We start from the raw sequence: 19,543 nt of genomic DNA on the forward strand, positions 1-19,543 counted from the left end.
GCGCCTCCATTCTAAGCTAATTGATATCCTGCCGGGAAGATATCTTCTGGGTCCAACATAAAGGTATGGATCCCTGTGATAAATGCCCGTCCTTTTACCTCTGGGATGACTGCCGGAAGTGAGCCGACCAGTGCGTCATCTACATAAGTACATTCGAATCTGCCGCCGATGATGCTTTCATGGATAAAGGATTCTCCTTTTTGGATCAGTCCCTTTTTCGCAAGCACTGAAAGCTTGGCGGATGTTCCGGTTCCGCATGGTGAGCGGTCGATTGCCCCCGGCGGGATGACGACAGCATTTCGAATCAGGTTCTTTTGAGTCTGGCTGTTTTCATAGAACTCTACATGGGTCACATGGTTGGCGAACGGAATCTCGGGATGCATGACCTGGATCTGTGTGTTGATCTCATCTTTTAAAAGATTTCCGGTCTGTATGATCTTGGCGGAGTTCTTAGGATTCAGTGTGAGTCCTACAGAGGCGGCCGGTAGAATCGCGTAAATATTCCCGCCGTATGCGATGTCTAAGGTGACTGGACCATACTCATCCGTATTGACCGTTACATTTTCTGCCATGACAAATGCAGGAGCGTTCAGGAAAGAGACGCTTCTTGCCTCTCCTTCGACGACTTCGATCTTAAGCTTCACCAATCCTGCGGCTGTATCCAATGTGACATATGTAAATGGCTCCGTTACTTCTATCATACCGGACTCTACGAGCGCAGTTCCGACACCGATCGTGTCATGTCCGCACATGGGCATCCATCCGCCGACTTCAAAATACAGGACTCCGATGTCCGCCTCTGGACTGCAGGGAGCAGTGATGATCGTTCCTGACATAACGTCATTTCCCCGCGGCTCATAAGTCAAAAGCTGTCTGACCCAGTCGCCTTCAGTCATCATGTACTGAAGTTTTTCCAGCATGGTATTTCCCTTGATATATGGAATTCCACCTAATACATTGCGTGTCGGCTCTCCGCTGGTATGAGTGTCAATGGTGTGGAACGTCTTTTTAATTTTCAAGATACAGACCTCCTTTTCTGAAATCTTGTATACGATTCATTATTTTGTATACACTTTGTTGTTGATTTCATTCTAGCATGCTTTTTCACAAATACAAGTAGTAAAGTTCATTTTTGTGAATATTTATTTCTTTAATGTGAAATTTGTAACGAATTAAATTTGATAAAATGAAAATATGGGCCAAAATCCATCATTTTTGTGAAAAAATATTCAACCTCATTGATTGGTTTGAAAGGATACTTGTATTGACGGGATTGGGGAGGGAGGGTATACTTGATTTATATCTGTAAAAGATATCCAGAAAGGGGATTCTGAAAATGAGCCATTCCGATACCATTGGAGAAAAAATAAAGACAATCCGAACATCACAGAACTTGACATTAAAGCAGCTTAGTGAGATGACGGGCTTATCAACGGGCTTTTTGTCACAGCTTGAGAGAGGATTGTCATCGGTTGCTGTGGATAGTCTCGAATTAATTTCAGAGGCATTGAATGTGAAGCTTTCTGTATTTTTTGACAGTTGCCAGGAGAAAAACGAAGAGCCTGTCATGTATAGCTTTTCACAGCGCTATGATCAGACTGCCGCGAAGATCTTCCAGGCAGTGTTGAATCATGATATTTCATCATTCCAGATGCTGCCGCGTCTGACGCAGTTGATGCCGCAGGCGAATCAGGAGGAAGAAGAGCTGGAGATGTACAGTCATAAGGGGGAGGAATTCATCTATGTTCTGGAGGGAACTGTGACTCTGTTTTTGGACTCCCAGAGGTACACACTGAACCCGGGGGACAGCGTACAGTTTTCATCTGATAAGGCACATAATTGGATGAACTCTACCAATAAGATAGTTAAACTATTAACTGTTAATATTCCAAGTCCATTTTACGAAGAAAAAGAGTAAAATTGTGCAAAGTGCACAAAAGGATGCAGCTAAAAAGACAATAAATATGAGGGAGGAATGGGACATGACAGTAGAACGTATAGAAAATATGTGCGGTGGGGAAGGACATGTAATTATCAAACGGCTTCTGGGAGAAAAGGAACTGAATGGAAAATGCGGCCTCTATGCGGAGGTGACTTTGGAAAAGAACTGTACCCTTGGATACCATGAGCACCATGGGGAGAGTGAGACTTATTATATTCTTTCGGGTGAGGGAATATATAATGACAATGGAATGAAACGAAGCGTCAAGGCAGGAGATATCACGTTCACCCCGGACAACAGCGGACATGCCCTTGCCAACACAGGGCTGGATGATCTGGTATTTATGGCATTGATCATAAAAGATTAATCTTATCCAATAAGTCCCCGCCGATTACTTGCGTGCCGTGAAGGCAAAAGTGATCGGCGGGGACTTTTGTGTCAGTTCATATGTCTGCGCACCAGACAGGAGATGGCACCTGCCAGACACAGACCAAGCAGTACATTATGAAGGGAGCCGTACACATCCAGGGCTCCCTTTAGTCCGTTCAATACATCATAGGAGCCGAGCGTATCCGGCAGGAAGGAGCAGAGTAAGAAGGAGAGGTAAGAGGCAATATAAATAAAAATAAAAGAAAACAGACCTCTTCCGGTATCTTCCTTATAGATTTTGCGTCCTTCCCGGAACTTCATTTTAGTTAAAGACCAGAAGAAGGAGATCAATTCAAATAAAAGAATGACAGCAGCTACTCCGGCATAGGCGGCCAGTGCAAAATTTTGATCTGTCAGAATCTTCTGGGGATCCCCATATGGGGCAGCTCCCCTCCAGAAGTTGTATGCAAGCACACAAAAAGTACCTGCAGTGATCAGTGCGGATATGATTCTGACGACAGAACGTGCAGTCCGGTAAATTGCCTTTGTGCCATATTTGGCTGTCTTTTTGACTGGTGAAAGCAGACGGGCTCCATTTCCAGAAGAGCCTTTTCGTTTCTTTCGCTTTCTGCGAGGGGCATCTCTGTCATAATCATAGTCATCCTCCTCATAATCTTGATCATAGTAGTCGTTCTCGTACTGATCGTCATACTCATCTTCATCCTCGTAGGAATCCCCATAATCCTCGTCGTAATCATCCTCATAGGAATCTTCATAGTCGACTTCATCAAAATCGCGCGCAGCCATGACAACGGTCTCATCCGTGGCCCCCTTTGAAACAGGCTTCGTATCAAAACTATATGAAAAAGGAATTTCTTCCTCATAAGTCACCTCAAAATCATCATCAAAAATAGAAATACTATTTTTCTTAGAACTCATTCATTTCCTCCTCAAATTAAAAACTCAGTCATCCAAGTAACCTGGCAGTAAGTTCATGACAGAACATACTATATGGTCTGTACGTTACAATACACCTGTATACACCTGCCATTCTCTGGGTACTTATGCTATGGTATAACTTTTTTTATCTATACTCAAGTGCAATCACAAAAAATTCATAAAGTCATAAGATTTCTTTTATATTTCTATAAAAGATGATAAAATAAAAAGATCGCTGTGATTTGATAAAATCACGCATCCATTCCAAATGGATATGAAAGCGGCAGCAAATGTGCAGAACAAAGGGATTCTTAAGATAAATGAGACAGGAGTGAGTATGAGATGATTACGGATATGACAGAAGGCAGACCTTCTAAGATTTTGTGGAGATTCACGATTCCGATGCTGGTCAGTGTGATGTTCCAGCAGCTATACAATATCGTGGACAGCATCGTGGCAGGTAAATTTGTCGGGGTCAATGCCTTGGCAGCGGTGGGTGCTTCTTACCCCATCACCATGATTTTTATGGCGGTGGCGACCGGGCTGAACATAGGGTGCTCTGTTGTGATTTCTTTGTATTTTGGCGCGAAAGAGTATGAGCAGATGAAAAGTGCGGTGAGTACATCTCTTAGGACCGTCCTTGGAATCAGTGTTCTGCTGACCGTTCTGGGACTGGTCTTTAGCAGACCACTTATGGTACTGCTTAAGACCCCGGAGGATATATTTGGTGATTCGGCGCTGTATCTGAATATTTACATATGCGGCCTGATCTTCCTTTTCCTATATAATATCTGCACCGGTGTCTTCACGGCTCTTGGAGATTCCAAGACTCCGCTGTATTTTCTGATTGCCTCCTCTGTGGGGAATATCATATTGGATCTGGTCTTCGTGATTCAGTTTCATATGGGCGTCAGCGGTGTGGCATGGGCGACATTCCTGGCTCAAGGCGTCTCCTCGATACTGGCCTATATCACTTTGAAAAAACGGCTGAATAGTATTGAAAGTGGAGAGTACCTCCATTTTTCTGTGTCAATGCTAAAGAAAATCATGGAAGTAGCGGTTCCAAGTATTCTGCAGCAGAGTTTTATCTCTGTAGGGAATTTGTTCGTACAGGGGCTGATCAACAGCTATGGATCTGCAGTGGTGGCGGGATATTCGGCCGGAATGAAAATCAATACCTTTGCAATCACGTCATTTACGACCCTTGGTAACGGTGTTTCCAGTTTTACAGCGCAGAATATCGGAGCGAAGAAGATGGATAGGGCGGCAAAAGGTTTCCGTTCCGGTGTGGTCATGGTGCTGAGCGTGGCAGTTCCGGTCTTTCTTCTATTTTTCCTGGGAGGAAGACCGATCGTAGAGCTTTTTATGAGTGAGGGCGGTGAAAAGGCGGCCCAGGTAGGTGTGGATTTTTTGAGGATCGTCTCCCCATTTTATGTTGTGATATCGTTAAAACTGATTGCAGATGGAGTGCTGCGCGGTGCAGGAGCAATGAAGGCGTTCATGATCGCCACGTTTTCTGACTTGATTCTGCGGGTGATTTTAGCCTTCCTTCTGTCTGGAATCTGGAAGGAGACGGGAATCTGGCTGTCCTGGCCGATCGGCTGGGTGATTGGGACAGCTCTCTCAGTCGGTTTCTACCTGTCTGGCACCTGGAAGAAACAAAATCTAATCGATTGATTTAAAAATTTCATATTATGATGCTGCAGAGAATACAAATCTATGTAACCTGGAAATAATAACAGAAAAAGCAGAAAAGAGGAGTACAGGATGAATATTCAGAAATGCGGCATCATCGGATGCGGCGGAGTCGGTGCAACGACCGCCTATACATTAATAGAAAGCGGACTTTTTAATGAAATGGTCCTGATCGATATCGATCAGAAGAAAGCGGAGGGAGAGGCCCTGGATATTGGACACGGAATCCCCTTCACAGTACCATCAGAAATCTATGCAGGGGATTACGCTGATTTGAAGGATGCCTATCTGGTCATCGTGACTGCCGGGGCGAATCAGATGCCGGGGGAGACAAGGCTGGATATTTCGGAAAAGAATGCCCGGGTATTTAGGCAGATCATCCCTGAAATCGTCAAATATAATTCAGAGTGCATCCTTTTGATCGTTACGAATCCGGTCGATGTGCTGACCAGCCTGGCCTTAAAGCTTTCGGGCTTTCCGGCATCCAGGGTCATTGGAAGTGGAACGGTCCTGGATACGGCAAGACTGAAATATCTGTTGGGACAAAAATTTAATCTGGATTACCGCAATATCCATGCCTGGATGATCGGGGAACATGGGGACAGCGAACTGGCAGCCTGGAGCAGTGCTACCGTTGCAGGGCTTCCGGTAGATGAATACTGTCGTCAGCACGGACGCACAAGGGACAGCCTGCAGCTCAATGAGATTTATGAAGAGGTGCGGGACAGTGCCTACGAAATCATTGACCGTAAGGGCTCGACCTTCTATGCAGTGGCAATGGCTGTCAGGAGAATCGCGCAGGCACTTGTTAGGGATGAACATTCCATCCTGACTGTATCCAGTCTGGCCCAGGGACATTATGGGATTCATCATATCTGTATCGGCCTTCCGACGGTATTGGGAAGAGACGGAGCGGAGGATATTATAGAGATACCTCTGAATGCGCAGGAAAAGGAGAAGCTGAAAGAATCAGCGAACGCCCTGCATACAATTTACAACAAAATCGAAGAGGTGTAATCTCTTGAAACAGACACTGTGACTTCGAAATTCTTGACGTTTTTTGGAAAATCCCTTATGATAGAAAAGTCAAAAAAGGGAGGAATATTCGAATGAATGTTTTAAATATAGAGCACATCAGCAAAATTTTTGGAGAGAAGGTTATTTTCGATGATGTTTCCTATGGAATTCATGATGGGGATAAGATTGGAATCATCGGAATCAACGGGACAGGCAAGACGACCTTACTGCGGATCATAGCGGGGAGTGAGGAGCCGGATGAAGGACAGGTGGTCAGGCAGAATGGCATCAAGATCGGTTATCTGCCCCAGAACCAGGAATTCCCTATGGACGCGACCGTCCTGTCTTATGTTCTGGCAGGGCAGAAGCAGGAGGTGTGGGATGTGGAGAGTGATGCGAAAAGTATCCTGAACCACCTGGGGCTGAAAGATCACGGGGCTTACATGGGCCACTTGTCAGGAGGTCAGAAAAAGCGTGCAGCTCTTGCAAAAGTCCTGATCGAGCCATCCGATGTTCTTATTCTGGATGAGCCGACGAACCATTTGGATGAAGAGATGATTACCTGGCTAGAGGAGTATTTGAAACGTTATAAGGGCGTTGTATTGATGGTGACTCATGACCGGTATTTCCTCGATAAGGTGACGAATAAAATCCTGGAAATCAGCTATGGGAAGCTGTATGCTTACGAGGCGAATTACTCCAAGTTCCTGGAAATGAAGGCACAGAGGGAAGAAATGGAGCTGGCAAGTGAGAGAAAACGTCAGAGTGTCCTGCGTATGGAGCTGGAATGGGCCAAACGCGGCTGCCGTGCAAGAAGTACCAAACAAAGGGCCAGATTAGAGCGGTTGGAAGCATTAAAAAATGGAGCCTCCCCCATTCAGAGCCAGACAGTGGAGATGGAGTCCATTGAGACCCGTATGGGGAAAAAGACGGTGGAGCTGAACCATATCAGTAAAAGCTATGGCGAGAAAAAGATCATAGAGAATTTCGATTATATCGTCCTCAAGAACCAGCGGCTCGGAATTGTCGGTCCCAATGGCTGCGGAAAATCTACCCTGATCAAGATGATCGCAGGGCTGATCGAGCCAGATTCAGGGAAAATAGAAATCGGTGAGACAGTCAGGCTTGGATATTTTGCCCAGGAAGTCCCCAATATGGACACCAGGCAGAGGGTGATCGATTATGTCCGCGATATCGCAGAGTATATCCCGACAAAACAGGGCAGAATTACCGCTTCTCAGATGCTGGAGCGTTTCCTGTTCACCCCTGATATGCAGTATGCGCCGATTGAAAAGCTTTCGGGAGGGGAAAAGAAGCGTCTGTACTTATTGGGAATCCTCCAGGGCGCCCCGAATTGTCTTCTGATCGATGAATGCAATGACCTGGATATTCCGACATTGACTATTTTTGAGGATTACTTAAACAGCTTTCCGGGTATTGTCATTACGGTATCTCATGACAGATATTTCCTGGATAATGTGGTGGACCGTATCTTTGCATTCGAGGAAGGTGGACATCTCAAGCAGTATGAAGGCGGATATACGGATTATCTGGAAGCAAGACAGCGCAATGCTTCATCAGCAGCCGTGAATACATCTTTAGGAAACGACAGTACGGAAAAGAAAAGCAGCAGAGATTGGAAACAGAATAGTCCTGTAAAGCTGAAGTTTTCCTATAAAGAACAGAAAGAATACGAGACGATCGATGAAAACATTGCCAGTCTCGAGGCGAAGCTTGAAAAGCTGGAGGAGGACATCCTGAAAAATGCCACAAATTCTATGAAATTAGGTGAATTGATGGCCCTCAAGGACCAGGCTGAGCAGGAGTTGGAAGTAAAAATGGAGCGCTGGGTCTATCTGAATGATCTGGCGGAAAGAATCGAGGCCCAAAAAGGGAATTAGAGGATAGATTCTGTACACAAAGCAAAATGGACCGAATGTTGGAAACAGGACGGATTTATCCTTGGATGTATGAGGCCCTCTCAAGGTGTGTGAAAGGCACTTTGAGGGGGCCTTTCTAACAAAAACTTATAGAGTGTCGTTTCGTTCTGTGATATAATAATTTAGGACATTGACCCCAGACAATTTAAGCAGTATAATGGTGAATATGATTTATAAACGAAAATAAAGAGAAAAAACCGAAAATGCGTGATTACATTTAATGGTTGTGTGATTATACGGGGTCATGATTAATTAAGAAAGAGGTGCTAAGCTATGAAAAAACCGGTACTTGTCATTATGGCGGCTGGAATGGGAAGCCGTTATGGCGGCTTAAAGCAGATTGATCCTGTAGACGAAGAAGGGCATATCATCATGGATTTTTCCATTTTTGATGCAAGAAGAGCAGGGTTCGAGAAAGTAGTATTTATTATCAAAGAAGAGTATGACGAAGAGTTTCGTGCCAGCATCGGAGATCGGATCAGTGAATTCATGGAGGTATCTTACGTATATCAGAAGCTTGAAGACCTGCCGGATGGATTTGAGGTCCCAAAGGGGCGTGTGAAGCCGTTTGGAACAGGACACGCTATCTTGAGCTGCAAGGATGCAGTAGACGGACCATTCGCAGTGATCAATGCGGATGACTATTATGGAGTACATGCGCTCAAAGAGATTTATGATTATTTATCCGAGAATGAGGATGATGAGAAGTACAGATATGCGATGGTGGGCTATCATCTGACCAATACACTGACTGACAACGGATATGTTTCCAGAGGAATATGCAAGACGGATGAGAACGGCTATCTGACAGGGATTGTGGAGCGTACCCATATCGAGAAGAGAAAAGATGGTGTGGCATTTACAGAGGATGATGGAAAGTCATGGACAGCGATCGATCCAGATTGTATCGTCTCTCTGAATATGTTTGGATTTACAGCCAGTATGTTAAAGGAGATTGAAGCGCGTTTCCCAAGATTCCTTGAGAAGAATCTGAAAGAGAACCCGCTGAAATGTGAGTATTTTCTGCCGTCAGTAGTCGGAGAACTGATTGCTGAACAGAAGGCGACAGTGAAGGTGCTCGAGTCTGAGGACAGATGGTATGGGATTACATATAAAGAGGACAAGCAGAGTGTCGTAGACGCAATTGTCAGAATGAAGGAGCAGGGAATCTATCCACTCCATTTGTGGGAGTAGAGAATCGAAACTGCCGCAGTTACGATACCTAAGCATACGTTACAGATTACGGAAAGGAAGTAGATTATGGCAATTTTAGTAGCAGGAGGCGCCGGATATATCGGGAGCCATACATGTGTGGAGCTTTTGGAGAGAGGTTACGATGTCGTTGTTGTAGACAACCTGTATAATTCCAGCGAGACCGCTTTGGAAAGAGTACAGAGCATTACAGGGAAAACGCTGAAATTCTATAAAGGAGATATCCTGAATCGGGAAGACTTAAATCCGATTTTTGAGAATGAGGAGATCGAGGCGGTCATTAATTTTGCAGGACTCAAAGCAGTCGGAGAATCCGTATCAAAACCATGGGAGTATTATCACAATAATATAACAGGTACCTTGATCTTATGTGATGTGATGAGGCAGCACGGATGCAAGAACATGATCTTTAGCTCCTCTGCAACTGTGTATGGAGATCCGGCGGAGATTCCGATTACGGAGAACTGTCCGAAGGGCGAGATCACGAATCCATATGGACGTACGAAAGGAATGCTGGAGCAGATCTTAACTGACCTGCATACCGGGGACCCGGAATGGAATATCATGCTCCTTCGTTATTTCAATCCGATCGGTGCACATAAGTCCGGCCTGATCGGGGAAGATCCGAAGGGAATTCCGAACAACCTGGTTCCATATATTGCACAGGTAGCAGTCGGAAAGCTGGACTGCCTGGGCGTATTCGGGGATGATTACGATACACCGGACGGCACAGGAGTGCGCGACTATATCCATGTCGTAGACCTTGCTGTGGGACATGTGAAGGCGATCGAGAAGATGAGGAAGAGCAAAGGGGTTCATATTTATAACCTTGGTACAGGGGTAGGATATAGTGTATTAGATGTAGTGAAGGCATATGAGACAGCCAGCGGCAGAGAAATTCCTTATCAGATCAAGCCGCGTCGTGCCGGAGACATAGCGACCTGCTACTGCGATGCTACAAAGGCAAAAGAGGAGCTTGGCTGGATAGCAGAACGAGGAATTGAGGAGATGTGCGAAGATTCCTGGAGATGGCAGTCCATGAATCCTGACGGTTACAGGAACGCTGACTAAATACATACTGGACAGGCTGCCTAAAGATGGCAGCCTGATACGTCCGGATGCTGTACCATACAGATAAACAGGAGAAAAGTGAGATGTACGGAGAAGATAGGATGACAGATCATTTCGAATACCTGCCATTATCCTCCAGTCAGATGAATATCTGGAATTTGGAAATGGCACACCCGGGACTTTCGATGAACAACATATGTACTGCGCTTAAAATAGAAGGGAATCTGGATCTGGAGCATCTTTGGACCTGTATCAGGCTTACATTTCAGGCCTTTCCATCCCTTCGTACCCGCATTACCATAAGGGATGGAAAGCCCTGTCAGTTCGTGGCAAAGGAAATCCCTTTAGGAGCTGCTTTTTTTGATTTTACAGAGACAGACGAACAGGGGATTCAGACCTGGTTTCAGTCTGTTGCCAGGGAGCAATTTGCTTTGCTGGATCATCCGCTGTGTCAGATGATGATTTTTAAGACCTCTGAGAACAGCGGCGGTATCTATATGAAGGTACATCATATCATTGCGGATGCATGGTCTCATGCATTGGTTACAAATCATATCATACACAACTACTTTCAGTTGCTTTCTGGACAGGAGGGGGATGCAACGCCCACCGGGTCCTATAGGGAGCATGTCTTGAGTGAACAGAAATATTTACAGTCTAAAGCTTTCGAAAAGGATAAAAAATTCTGGAAAGAAAAATTAAGGGATATTTCCCCGGGGTTTGTTAAGGAGCATCAGTGCGCCCTGTTAAGCCCAGTCGGCCTACGAAAATCCTGTTGTTTTTCGAATCGCCTGAACCGTCTGATCGGCGGGTTCTGTGAAAAAGAGAAGGTCTCTCCTTTTGCGGTCTTTTATATGGGCCTGGCAGTGTATTTGAGGCGGATGAAGGGGCAGAAGCGTTTCTGTATCGGGGTGCCTACCATTAACAGGCTCAATTTCAAGGAAAAGCAGACGGGCGGAATGTTCGTCAACACCCTTCCTTTCGTGAATGAGCTGGATATTTCTATGACCTGGAATGAGTTCAACGAAAAGCTGAGGGAAGACTGGCTCTCATTACTCTGTCATCAGAGAATTCCATTTGAATCAATCAAACAATTAGCAGGGGAGAGCAGCCAAGACGGAGGCCCCTTGTTCGATATTGTTCTGTCTTATCAGAACGGTAAGATGGATCACCTTAGAGGGGCACGTGTATCTCTGGAAGGCCGTTGGTATTATAGCGGATATCAGAGTGAAGCATTGTGTATTCATCTAAGCAGCCGGGACAAAGAAAATCAGTTTGTGGTAGATTATGATTATTTGACGCAGATCTTCAGTGAACAGGAGATTGAACATCTCCATCATGCAATCTCCCGGATTTTAAAGCGGGCGCTTCTAAACCCGGATATACCGATCTCAAGTCTGCCGATCTTAGATGAAGAGAGTGAAGAGCGAGTCATCTATGATTTTAATCAGACGGATAACTGGTATGACAGAGAGAAGAATATTGCGGAAAAGATGGCAGAAAATGTCCTGCTTTACCCAGACAGAGCCGCATTGATTTTTCAGGGAAAAAGGACATCATACCAGGAGCTGGGAAATACGGCAGTGCATATCGCCCGACAGATCACGACACACATTAAAGCAGAAAACAGGACTGTGGCAGTTCACATGAGAAGGAGCGACAGTCTGTTTGCCGCGCTTGCAGGAATCATTTATTCAGGAAATCACTGGCTTCTGATTGATACGAAGCTTCCTGTGAACCGGAAGAAATTGATGCTGAAAGACAGCGGGGCCGCACTGTGTATCACAGAGGATGTATGGGAAGCGGAGGAGAACTTTTCGTTTCTTCTATTTCAGGAACTTTCTATGGGGTCGGAAGTGAAAGCAGATGATTTTTACAGGGCCGCTCCAAAGGATCTTGCTTATCTGGTCTATACCTCTGGAAGCACTGGGGAGCCAAAGGCAGTAGAGATCGAGCAGCACAGTGTTTTAAACCTGGCAGATGCCATGAAGCATCTGTATCCGAAGGGGGCTGTGCTGTCCATCTGCAATGTAGGGTTTGATGCATTTCTGCTGGAAAGTGTGTTGGCACTTTTGAATGGACGGACAATTGTCATTGCATCGGAAGAAGAGATGAATCATCCGATACGGATCGGGCAGTTGATCCACGATTATGATGTGGGGTTTATGGCACTGACGCCTTCCCGATTATCTGCATACATGAAAGAAGAAGTGTTTCGAAAGGCCCTTCCCCATCTGGAGACGATTATCTGCGGAGGGGAGAGTCTGCCGCCTCAACTCTATCAGCAGATCCATGCGCACACCACGGCCTCTCTATACAATCAATATGGGCCGTCAGAAGCGACTGTGGCGGTCAGCCATGCCAAAATGAATGGAAAGGATGCTGTGAGTATCGGGGCACCACTGCAGAACTGCAGGATCTATATTCTGGATGAGTTTAAGAATCCGCTGCCGCCGGGCTGTGAAGGAGAAATCTATATCGGAGGAGAATGTCTGGCGAGAGGATATCACAACCGGGAGGAGTTGACAAGGGATCGGTTCTTAGAGGACCCATTCGTTGCGGGGAAGCGGATATATAGGACCGGAGATTTTGGAAAATGGTCTGAAGATGGGAACATATTCTATCTGGGAAGAAAAGATCAGCAGGTGAAGCTGCTGGGACACAGGATTGAACTCTCGGAGATCGAATCTGTGCTTATGAGGCATCCATCTGTAGATACGGCTGCTGTTACTGTCTGGGAGGGAAGGCTGCTGGCCTATTTTACAGGCAGACCGTCGCTTGGGGAGGAAGAGCTATTGACTTATGCGGCCGCTTATCTGCCGCGTTATCTGCTTCCGGCAGCACTGATCAAGAAAGATGTGCTTCCCCTGACAGGAAATGGGAAGACCGATTTCGCGCGGCTTGAGAAGCCAGAGCTGCCGGATTCGACTGAAGGGCCGGCCGATGAGGTGGAAGAGCGTCTGCTGACCATCTGGAAAAGGGTACTCAAGCGAGACGGACTGGGCGTCTATTCGGATTACTTCCAATCCGGCGGAGACTCTCTGAATGCGGTCCAGATGCTTTTGGAGGTGGAAAAGGAATTTTCCAGGACGCTTACGGTCTCTGAATTATACGGCTGCTCCACTCTTAGAAGATTGGGAAGCCTGATTCGCGGCAAAGCACTTGAAAAAACGGTTCCTGATTCAGAAATTAAAAGGGCAGAGAATCAGGACTGGTATCCTCTGACCCCATCCCAAGCAGGTTTTTATGTCCTGCATGAGCTGGATGGGACCCGGATCAGCTACAATATGCCGACGGCCTTTGAGCTCAGTGAATGGCTGGAGTTCCCCAGGCTTGAACAGGCCTTTTGCAAAATGATAGAAGAGGATCCGGTATTGCGGACAACATTTCATATGGAAGCAGGAAATGTCATTGCAAAGGTAAATCCTGCGCTTAATTTTCAGTTGGGGTGGATGGAGACGGATACCATAGAAGAAGCAATGAGGGACTTTGTAAGGCCCTTTGACCTGGCAGAGGGGCCTCTGCTTCGGGCAGCTATGGTAAAGCTGCCGGAAAACCGGCCGGGGCTCATCTTGGATATGCATCACATCATTTCCGATGGACTGAGCAGTCAGCTTTTGCTTTCCAGGCTTCATAGGTATTATCAAGGGCTTTCGGTCAGCCGGCCGGAAGTGACCTTTGTAGATTATGCCTGGTGGAGGAAGCACAAAGAAGATGAGGGCAGAAATCCATCCAGAGAGTTCTGGGAGGAGCAGTTCAAGGAGGGGCTGCCGAACTGGGAGCTTCCGTCTGACAGGCCAAGGCCTTCTGTATTCGACGGAAAAGGAGCACAGTATCTATTTTGGCTGCCAGAGGAATGGAATGACAAACTTAACGCGTACTGTGAGCAGCACCATGTGACTGTTTTTATGCTTTTGTTGTCCATGTATGGACTTTTGCTCAGCCGTTGTTCGGGGGCGGACAAGGTGGTTGTGGGAACGCCGTTCTCAGGACGGCGCAGACAGAAGCTGGAGGATATGACGGGCGTCTTTGTCAATACGCTTCCCGTCTGCCTGAATACAGACCCGGAGATGACAATGGAAAGCTATTTAGCATCCGTCTGCCAGACGGTGACCAATATGCTGGATCACCAGGAAATCTCTCTTGAAGAATTGGCAGAGATTGCTGCAGTGGAGAGAAGAAGAGACCGCAATCCGTTGTTTACCACTCTTTTTACGATGACACCACTTAAAGCGGAAGAGATTTCCATCGGCAGTGCCGGACTTACCTATGTCCCATATGAGACACATGCGGTGAAGATGGATCTGAATCTTGAGGTGACATTCCTGAAGGGAGGATATCAGTTCCGGTTCGAGTATGCAAAAAGTCTGTTCGATGAAGTTACGATCGCATTTTACAGCAGATGTATGGTCCAGGGGCTGGCATCGATTCTGGAGGACTGTGATAGAAGACTCAAGGAAATAGAAATACTCGATATGGCTGACAGAATCCGGCTTTTGGAGCGTCCGAGAAGAATGAGGACTCCCTATGATGCAGCAACTGTCGACCAGATGATGGATGAGACAGCATTGCTTAGGCCAGAGAGGACTGCAGTGCGGTGGGGCAGGGATATCTGTGATACCTACGCCGATTTGAAATACCAATCAGATCTTCTGGCGGCAGCATTGAGGTCGGCAGGGGTACAAAGAGGAGATAAGGTCGCCTTTTTAACAAGGCGGACCGGATTACTGCCAGTTTTGATGTTCGGAATCTTAAAAACAGGGGCGGCATATGTCCCGGTAGATCCGGCGTTTCCGAAGGAGCGCATCCGCTATATGTTAGAACAGGCTGAGGTACGGCTGGCAGTTTACGGACAGGCCGAACTTGTATTGGAGGGAATCGGCTGCGAGGCGCTTATATGGGAGGAAGAACAGATGCGCCGGACACGAATAGAGTCTACAAGTAGTCAGGAGCATGGGGGCGAGGATGCAGCAAATGTAATCTTCACTTCCGGCACCACAGGACGTCCCAAGGGCGTTGTCATGCTCCATAAGTCGTTATCCAATCTGGCAGCGCATCTGGAACCTCTGCTGGGGACGTGCAGAGAAGTCATTCTCTGTGCATCCAATTGTGTATTCGATGTCTTTACAACAGAGACCATCCTGGCGTTAGCCAAGGGATATACGATCAGTATCGCGGATGAACAGGAGATGGTCCTTCCATGGAAGATGGCAGAGCGGATCATCCGGGATAAGGTGACTGTTCTGCAGTTGACTCCATCCAGAATCCAGATGTGCCTGGGAGATGAAAACTTTAGAAGCGCACTTCGGGGAATCCACCGAATTATACTGTTAGGCGAGCCCTGGGGGATGGAACTAAAGGACAGACTGAGAAGTCTGACAGATGCACGAATCTTTAATATTTACGGTCCTACGGAGACGTCGGTCCATAATTGTCAGGGGGATATTACCGAGTCGGATAGTATCCATATTGGGAAGCCGATCGGGAATTGCCGCTATTATCTTCTGGATAAGCATAGAAAACCAGTGCTTCCGACTGCGGTGGGGGAAATCTATATTGCCGGGGAATGTCTTTCTGCGGGATATATCAACCAGCCCGAGCTGACAGAGGAGGTATTCGTACCGGATGATATCTTAAGAGGGGAAAGGATGTACCGGACCGGAGATCTGGGAAGACTTCGGGCAGATGGAAACTGGCAGTGCCTGGGCCGTGTGGATACGCAGGTGAAGCTGGATGGACACCGGATCGAGCCGATGGAAATCTCCGAGCTGATGCTGCAATCAGGTATGGTCAGAGAGGCCGCGGTGGTCCCAGTGTATGAGGATGGGGCACCCGCTTATCTAAGAGCCGCTTTCGTAAAGGCGGAGGGATATGAAGAAGCTGCCATGCGGGAATATCTGGCGAAAGAACTGCCGGACTATATGATTCCCTCCGAGTTCTTGGAATTGGATGAGCTTCCGCGCACTTCCAGCGGCAAGACAGATGTAAAGAAGCTTGCTGTGCTGCAGATAGAAGGAAGCCACGAACTGCAAGTGGAAGTTGGCCACGAACCGCAATTAGAAGCCGACGAAGAATGGAGTTCTAAAGCTGATCAAGAATTGCAATCAGTATCGGAGGAAGAGCTGCAGGCAGAGACGTTTAAAAATCGCCCGTCGGACAGAATTAAGGAATTATGGACGGAGGTTCTAGGAAGGGAACCGAATCCGGATGTTTCCTTCTTTGAGCAGGGAGGGACCTCCCTAAAAGCAATCCTGGTCCTGAACCGTTACCATCAGGAGCAGTACGGATTTGATCTGAATGATTTTTACCGTCACCCCACCTTACGTGAACAGACGGCTATCCTGACCGGGCGGGAGCATCAGATGCCAGGGGAGGAAAACTCTGTGCGGCGGCTTGGCAGTGAAACGAAAGACTACATGGTTCCCCGCAGACTGACCGTACAGACAGAGCAAATCTTAAGGCCGGGAGGCATATTGCTGACCGGGGCTACAGGCTATCTGGGCAGCCATATCTTAAAGAAGCTGCTGGAATATGGAAATGAAGAAATATATTGTTTGATCAGGGGAGAGGAAGAACGCCTGATCAAAGTGTTGAATCTGTACTTCCAGGAAGGTTTCTATGAAAAATATAGAGAACGTCTGCATATAATGACAGGCGAATTGGCAAAAGAACGGTTCGCTCTGCCCAAAGAACAGTATGAAGAGATGGCGGGCAGAGTCACCCGGGTGTTCCACTGCGCTGCGGATGTCAGACATTATGCAGTGGAAGCCGAGTTATATCATGCGAATGTAGAGGGGACCATGCGGGTCCTGGAGTTTGCAGAGGCCTCAGGGGCAGCGCTGATGCATATGTCCACGATCAGTACTGCCGGAAGTCATCTTCTGGAGAAACCAAAAGAACCCTATACGTTTTCAGAGATGGATCTGGATGTGGGACAGGACTGGCAGGAAAATCCTTATGTGAAGAGTAAGGTGCTCGCTGAAAAGGCGGTGGATGATGCCGTCCAAAAGGGACTTCATGCAAGCATTTTCCGAATCGGAAGGCTTGCGGCCAACTCCTATAATGGACGGTTCCAGAAAAATCCACAGTCGAACGCCTATTACCGTTTGGTGAAAGGTATCCTGGAATTAGGTGTGCTCTCGGACAGCCTGTATCAACACAGGATGGAGTTGACTCCGGTCAATGAGGCGGCTGAGGCGGTGGTGCGGCTGAGTGGTTCTGTAGGTGGAGCGTACCATATTTACAGCCCGTACGAGGTTAAAATCGGGAGCCTTGTCAAAGCCTGCAGACCGGTGGAGAGGGTGACAGAGGAAGAATTTGCAAACCGTTTGAAACAGAAAAGCATACAATCAGATTCACCTTATATTCAAGCATTGGCACAGACCTGGTTCGAGGCAGGAGGCTTACAGCCCATGGTCAGAGTCAGTCAGGAAAAGACGCTGGAGAAGCTGGCGGAATTGGATTTCTGGTGGAGAGAGCCCAGGCTTGAAAAGCAGAAGCTATGCTTTTTAGAGGAAAGGAGTGAGGATAGGAAATGACGATCGTCGGACATATATTAGATATTTCAGCCGCAGCACTTGGCTTTTTCATCGTAAGCTGCCTTTTAAAGGGACGGCTTTCCGCTGCCCAGAAATTATACCTGTCCTCAGCGGTATTCCTCCTTCTGTGGCTTTTAGCGGTCAATGGCATGGACCATATGGACAGTATGGCTGGGCTGCAGGTGCTGGACGCGATCACATGTGCGAGTTCCGCACTGTTGATTATGACGATTTTATTGATTTCGCTGGTCTTTACAAAAAATCTGGAAAAGGTCCCCCGGTATTACTGGCTGCTTTATATACTTCCGGGAATCACCACCCTGATTGTATTTACCAATCCGCTGCATCATTTATTCTACAGAAGATTTTCCATTTATGTTTCGGAGGTGCAGTTCGGACCATTGTTCATTATTTCTGGGCTGCAGTATTATGTGTATTCCATCCTGGTCATCGTGATTATGATCCGGTTCGGGTGCAGAGCCAGGGTAAAGCGGGTCTGGGGGCAGGTGGGGCTGTTCATCGGTGGTCTTTTAGTCCCTTTTTGTACAAACCTGCTCGCTACGCTCAGGATTCTGGACCTGCCGATCTTTGCTACGCCGCTGGCTTTTTTGGTAACGATCTTCTGCCATGGAATCGCAGTATACTATTTGAACTTCCTGAATATCAAACCAGCCGCGCTGGAAAATATGGCCGCGAATGTTGCGGAGGGATATGCGGTCCTATCGGCTGACAGTTGTATCATCTACTGCAATGCAGCCTTTGAAGCAATTTTTGGAGAAAAGTATAAAATGAGGACCAACTGCTATTTGAACAGGATCGTGGAGGATTTGGAGGAACGAAAAAAAGACGTGATCTATAATCTTTTGAACTTTTTCGATGTATGCAAGCAGTCGGTCAATATGATTTCTTATGAGCAGGCGATTCTCAGTGAAGATGGGAAGTTCTACTATTCGGTGGAACTGACACCGATCCTTGTTAAGCATAGACTTGCCGGGGTTATGGCGATGTTTCGGGATGTGACCAAAATCAAGGAAGAGATGCGCAGGAAGCAACAGAATTTAAGCCGTACAATGGAGAGGGAACGTCTGATTTCACTGGGACAGATGATTGGAAGCATCTCACACAACTTAAAGACACCGATCATGGCGATTTCCGGGGATGTGACACTTCTTATAGACCTGGTCCGGGAATATGAGGAAAGCATTGGGGATGAGGAAGTGACTGTGGAAGATCATCTGGAGATTGCAAAAGAGATGTCAGGCTGGCTGAACAGAATTGGGGAATGTTGTGAATACATGTCGGACATCATTACGACGGTGAAGGGAATGGCGGCAAATTTGAGCAATACCTCTGAGGGGGAATTTACAATCGAAGAGGTCCTCAAAAGAGTACAGATGTTCTTAAAGGGCAAGCTGGTGAAGAATGGATGCAGGCTCCTTACAGATATGAGGCTTCCCCAGGGGACGATGATCCATGGAGATATCAACAACATGGTGCAGGTAATCAATAATCTGATCGATAATGCCTGTGATGCCATGGAGAAAACAGGCGGGGACATTGAACTAAAGGTCTATAGGACCCAGGCGGGAATCTGCATCCAGGTAAAAGATCAGGGACCAGGAATTCCCGCGGATGTGAAAGAAAAATTATTCAGGACTATGTGCACGACAAAGGGAACGAAGGGCACGGGGCTGGGACTATACAGTTCAGCAGAAATCATCCGGGCAAGGTTCGGAGGAAAAATATGGGCTGACGACAATGAGGATGGAGGCACGAGTTTCTTTGTCGAGCTGCCTGCGGAGGATGAGAGGGAATAAAAA

Annotated in this window: 11 protein-coding genes; 9 read left to right on the forward strand and 2 right to left on the reverse strand. The window is 47.0% G+C overall.

Annotation, left to right across the window (positions count from 1 at the left end):
* Positions 1-11: 11 nt before the first annotated feature.
* Positions 12-1,019 (reverse strand): proline racemase family protein, encoded by a 1,008-nt coding sequence (locus HGO97_RS07780; RefSeq protein ID WP_216240743.1) that lies wholly within the window; start codon positions 1,017-1,019, stop codon positions 12-14.
* A gap of 317 nt (positions 1,020-1,336) precedes the next feature.
* On the opposite strand from HGO97_RS07780, the gene HGO97_RS07785 reads away from it, so the two are divergent.
* Complete coding sequence (locus HGO97_RS07785) at positions 1,337-1,918, forward strand: helix-turn-helix domain-containing protein (protein ID WP_216240744.1); 582 nt, start codon at positions 1,337-1,339, stop codon at positions 1,916-1,918.
* A 64-nt stretch (positions 1,919-1,982) separates the two neighbouring features.
* Positions 1,983-2,309 carry a cupin domain-containing protein gene (locus tag HGO97_RS07790; RefSeq protein WP_216240745.1) on the forward strand — a complete coding sequence of 109 codons (327 nt, stop codon included), beginning with the start codon at positions 1,983-1,985 and terminating at the stop codon, positions 2,307-2,309.
* A gap of 71 nt (positions 2,310-2,380) precedes the next feature.
* Here HGO97_RS07790 and HGO97_RS07795 read toward each other — a convergent pair whose 3' ends face one another.
* Positions 2,381-3,250: an ATP-dependent RNA helicase gene (locus tag HGO97_RS07795; protein ID WP_216240746.1), complete on the reverse strand. Its 870-nt coding sequence runs from the start codon at positions 3,248-3,250 to the stop codon at positions 2,381-2,383.
* 342 nt (positions 3,251-3,592) lie between these two features.
* On the opposite strand from HGO97_RS07795, the gene HGO97_RS07800 reads away from it, so the two are divergent.
* The 7 genes from HGO97_RS07800 to HGO97_RS07830 all read left to right on the forward strand — a co-directional run bounded on the left by HGO97_RS07800 (position 3,593) and on the right by HGO97_RS07830 (position 19,540).
* Entirely contained in the window at positions 3,593-4,927 is a 1,335-nt protein-coding gene (locus tag HGO97_RS07800; protein WP_216240747.1) for an MATE family efflux transporter, read from the forward strand.
* 90 nt (positions 4,928-5,017) lie between these two features.
* Positions 5,018-5,962: an L-lactate dehydrogenase gene (locus tag HGO97_RS07805; RefSeq protein WP_216240748.1), complete on the forward strand. Its 945-nt coding sequence runs from the start codon at positions 5,018-5,020 to the stop codon at positions 5,960-5,962.
* 92 nt (positions 5,963-6,054) lie between these two features.
* Positions 6,055-7,863: an ABC-F family ATP-binding cassette domain-containing protein gene (locus HGO97_RS07810; protein ID WP_216240749.1), complete on the forward strand. Its 1,809-nt coding sequence runs from the start codon at positions 6,055-6,057 to the stop codon at positions 7,861-7,863.
* 312 nt (positions 7,864-8,175) lie between these two features.
* Positions 8,176-9,096 (forward strand): sugar phosphate nucleotidyltransferase, encoded by a 921-nt coding sequence (locus HGO97_RS07815; protein WP_216240750.1) that lies wholly within the window; start codon positions 8,176-8,178, stop codon positions 9,094-9,096.
* 66 nt (positions 9,097-9,162) lie between these two features.
* Entirely contained in the window at positions 9,163-10,185 is a 1,023-nt protein-coding gene (gene galE, locus HGO97_RS07820) for a UDP-glucose 4-epimerase GalE (RefSeq protein WP_216240751.1), read from the forward strand.
* An 83-nt stretch (positions 10,186-10,268) separates the two neighbouring features.
* Entirely contained in the window at positions 10,269-17,723 is a 7,455-nt protein-coding gene (locus tag HGO97_RS07825) for a non-ribosomal peptide synthetase (protein WP_216240752.1), read from the forward strand.
* Positions 17,720-19,540 carry a histidine kinase N-terminal 7TM domain-containing protein gene (locus tag HGO97_RS07830; RefSeq protein WP_216240753.1) on the forward strand — a complete coding sequence of 607 codons (1,821 nt, stop codon included), beginning with the start codon at positions 17,720-17,722 and terminating at the stop codon, positions 19,538-19,540. Before HGO97_RS07825 ends, HGO97_RS07830 begins: the two co-directional genes overlap by 4 nt.
* Positions 19,541-19,543 lie beyond the last annotated feature (3 nt).

This window comes from Faecalicatena faecalis (assembly GCF_012524165.2).
Classification (GTDB): Bacteria; Bacillota; Clostridia; order Lachnospirales; family Lachnospiraceae; genus Faecalicatena_A; species Faecalicatena_A faecalis.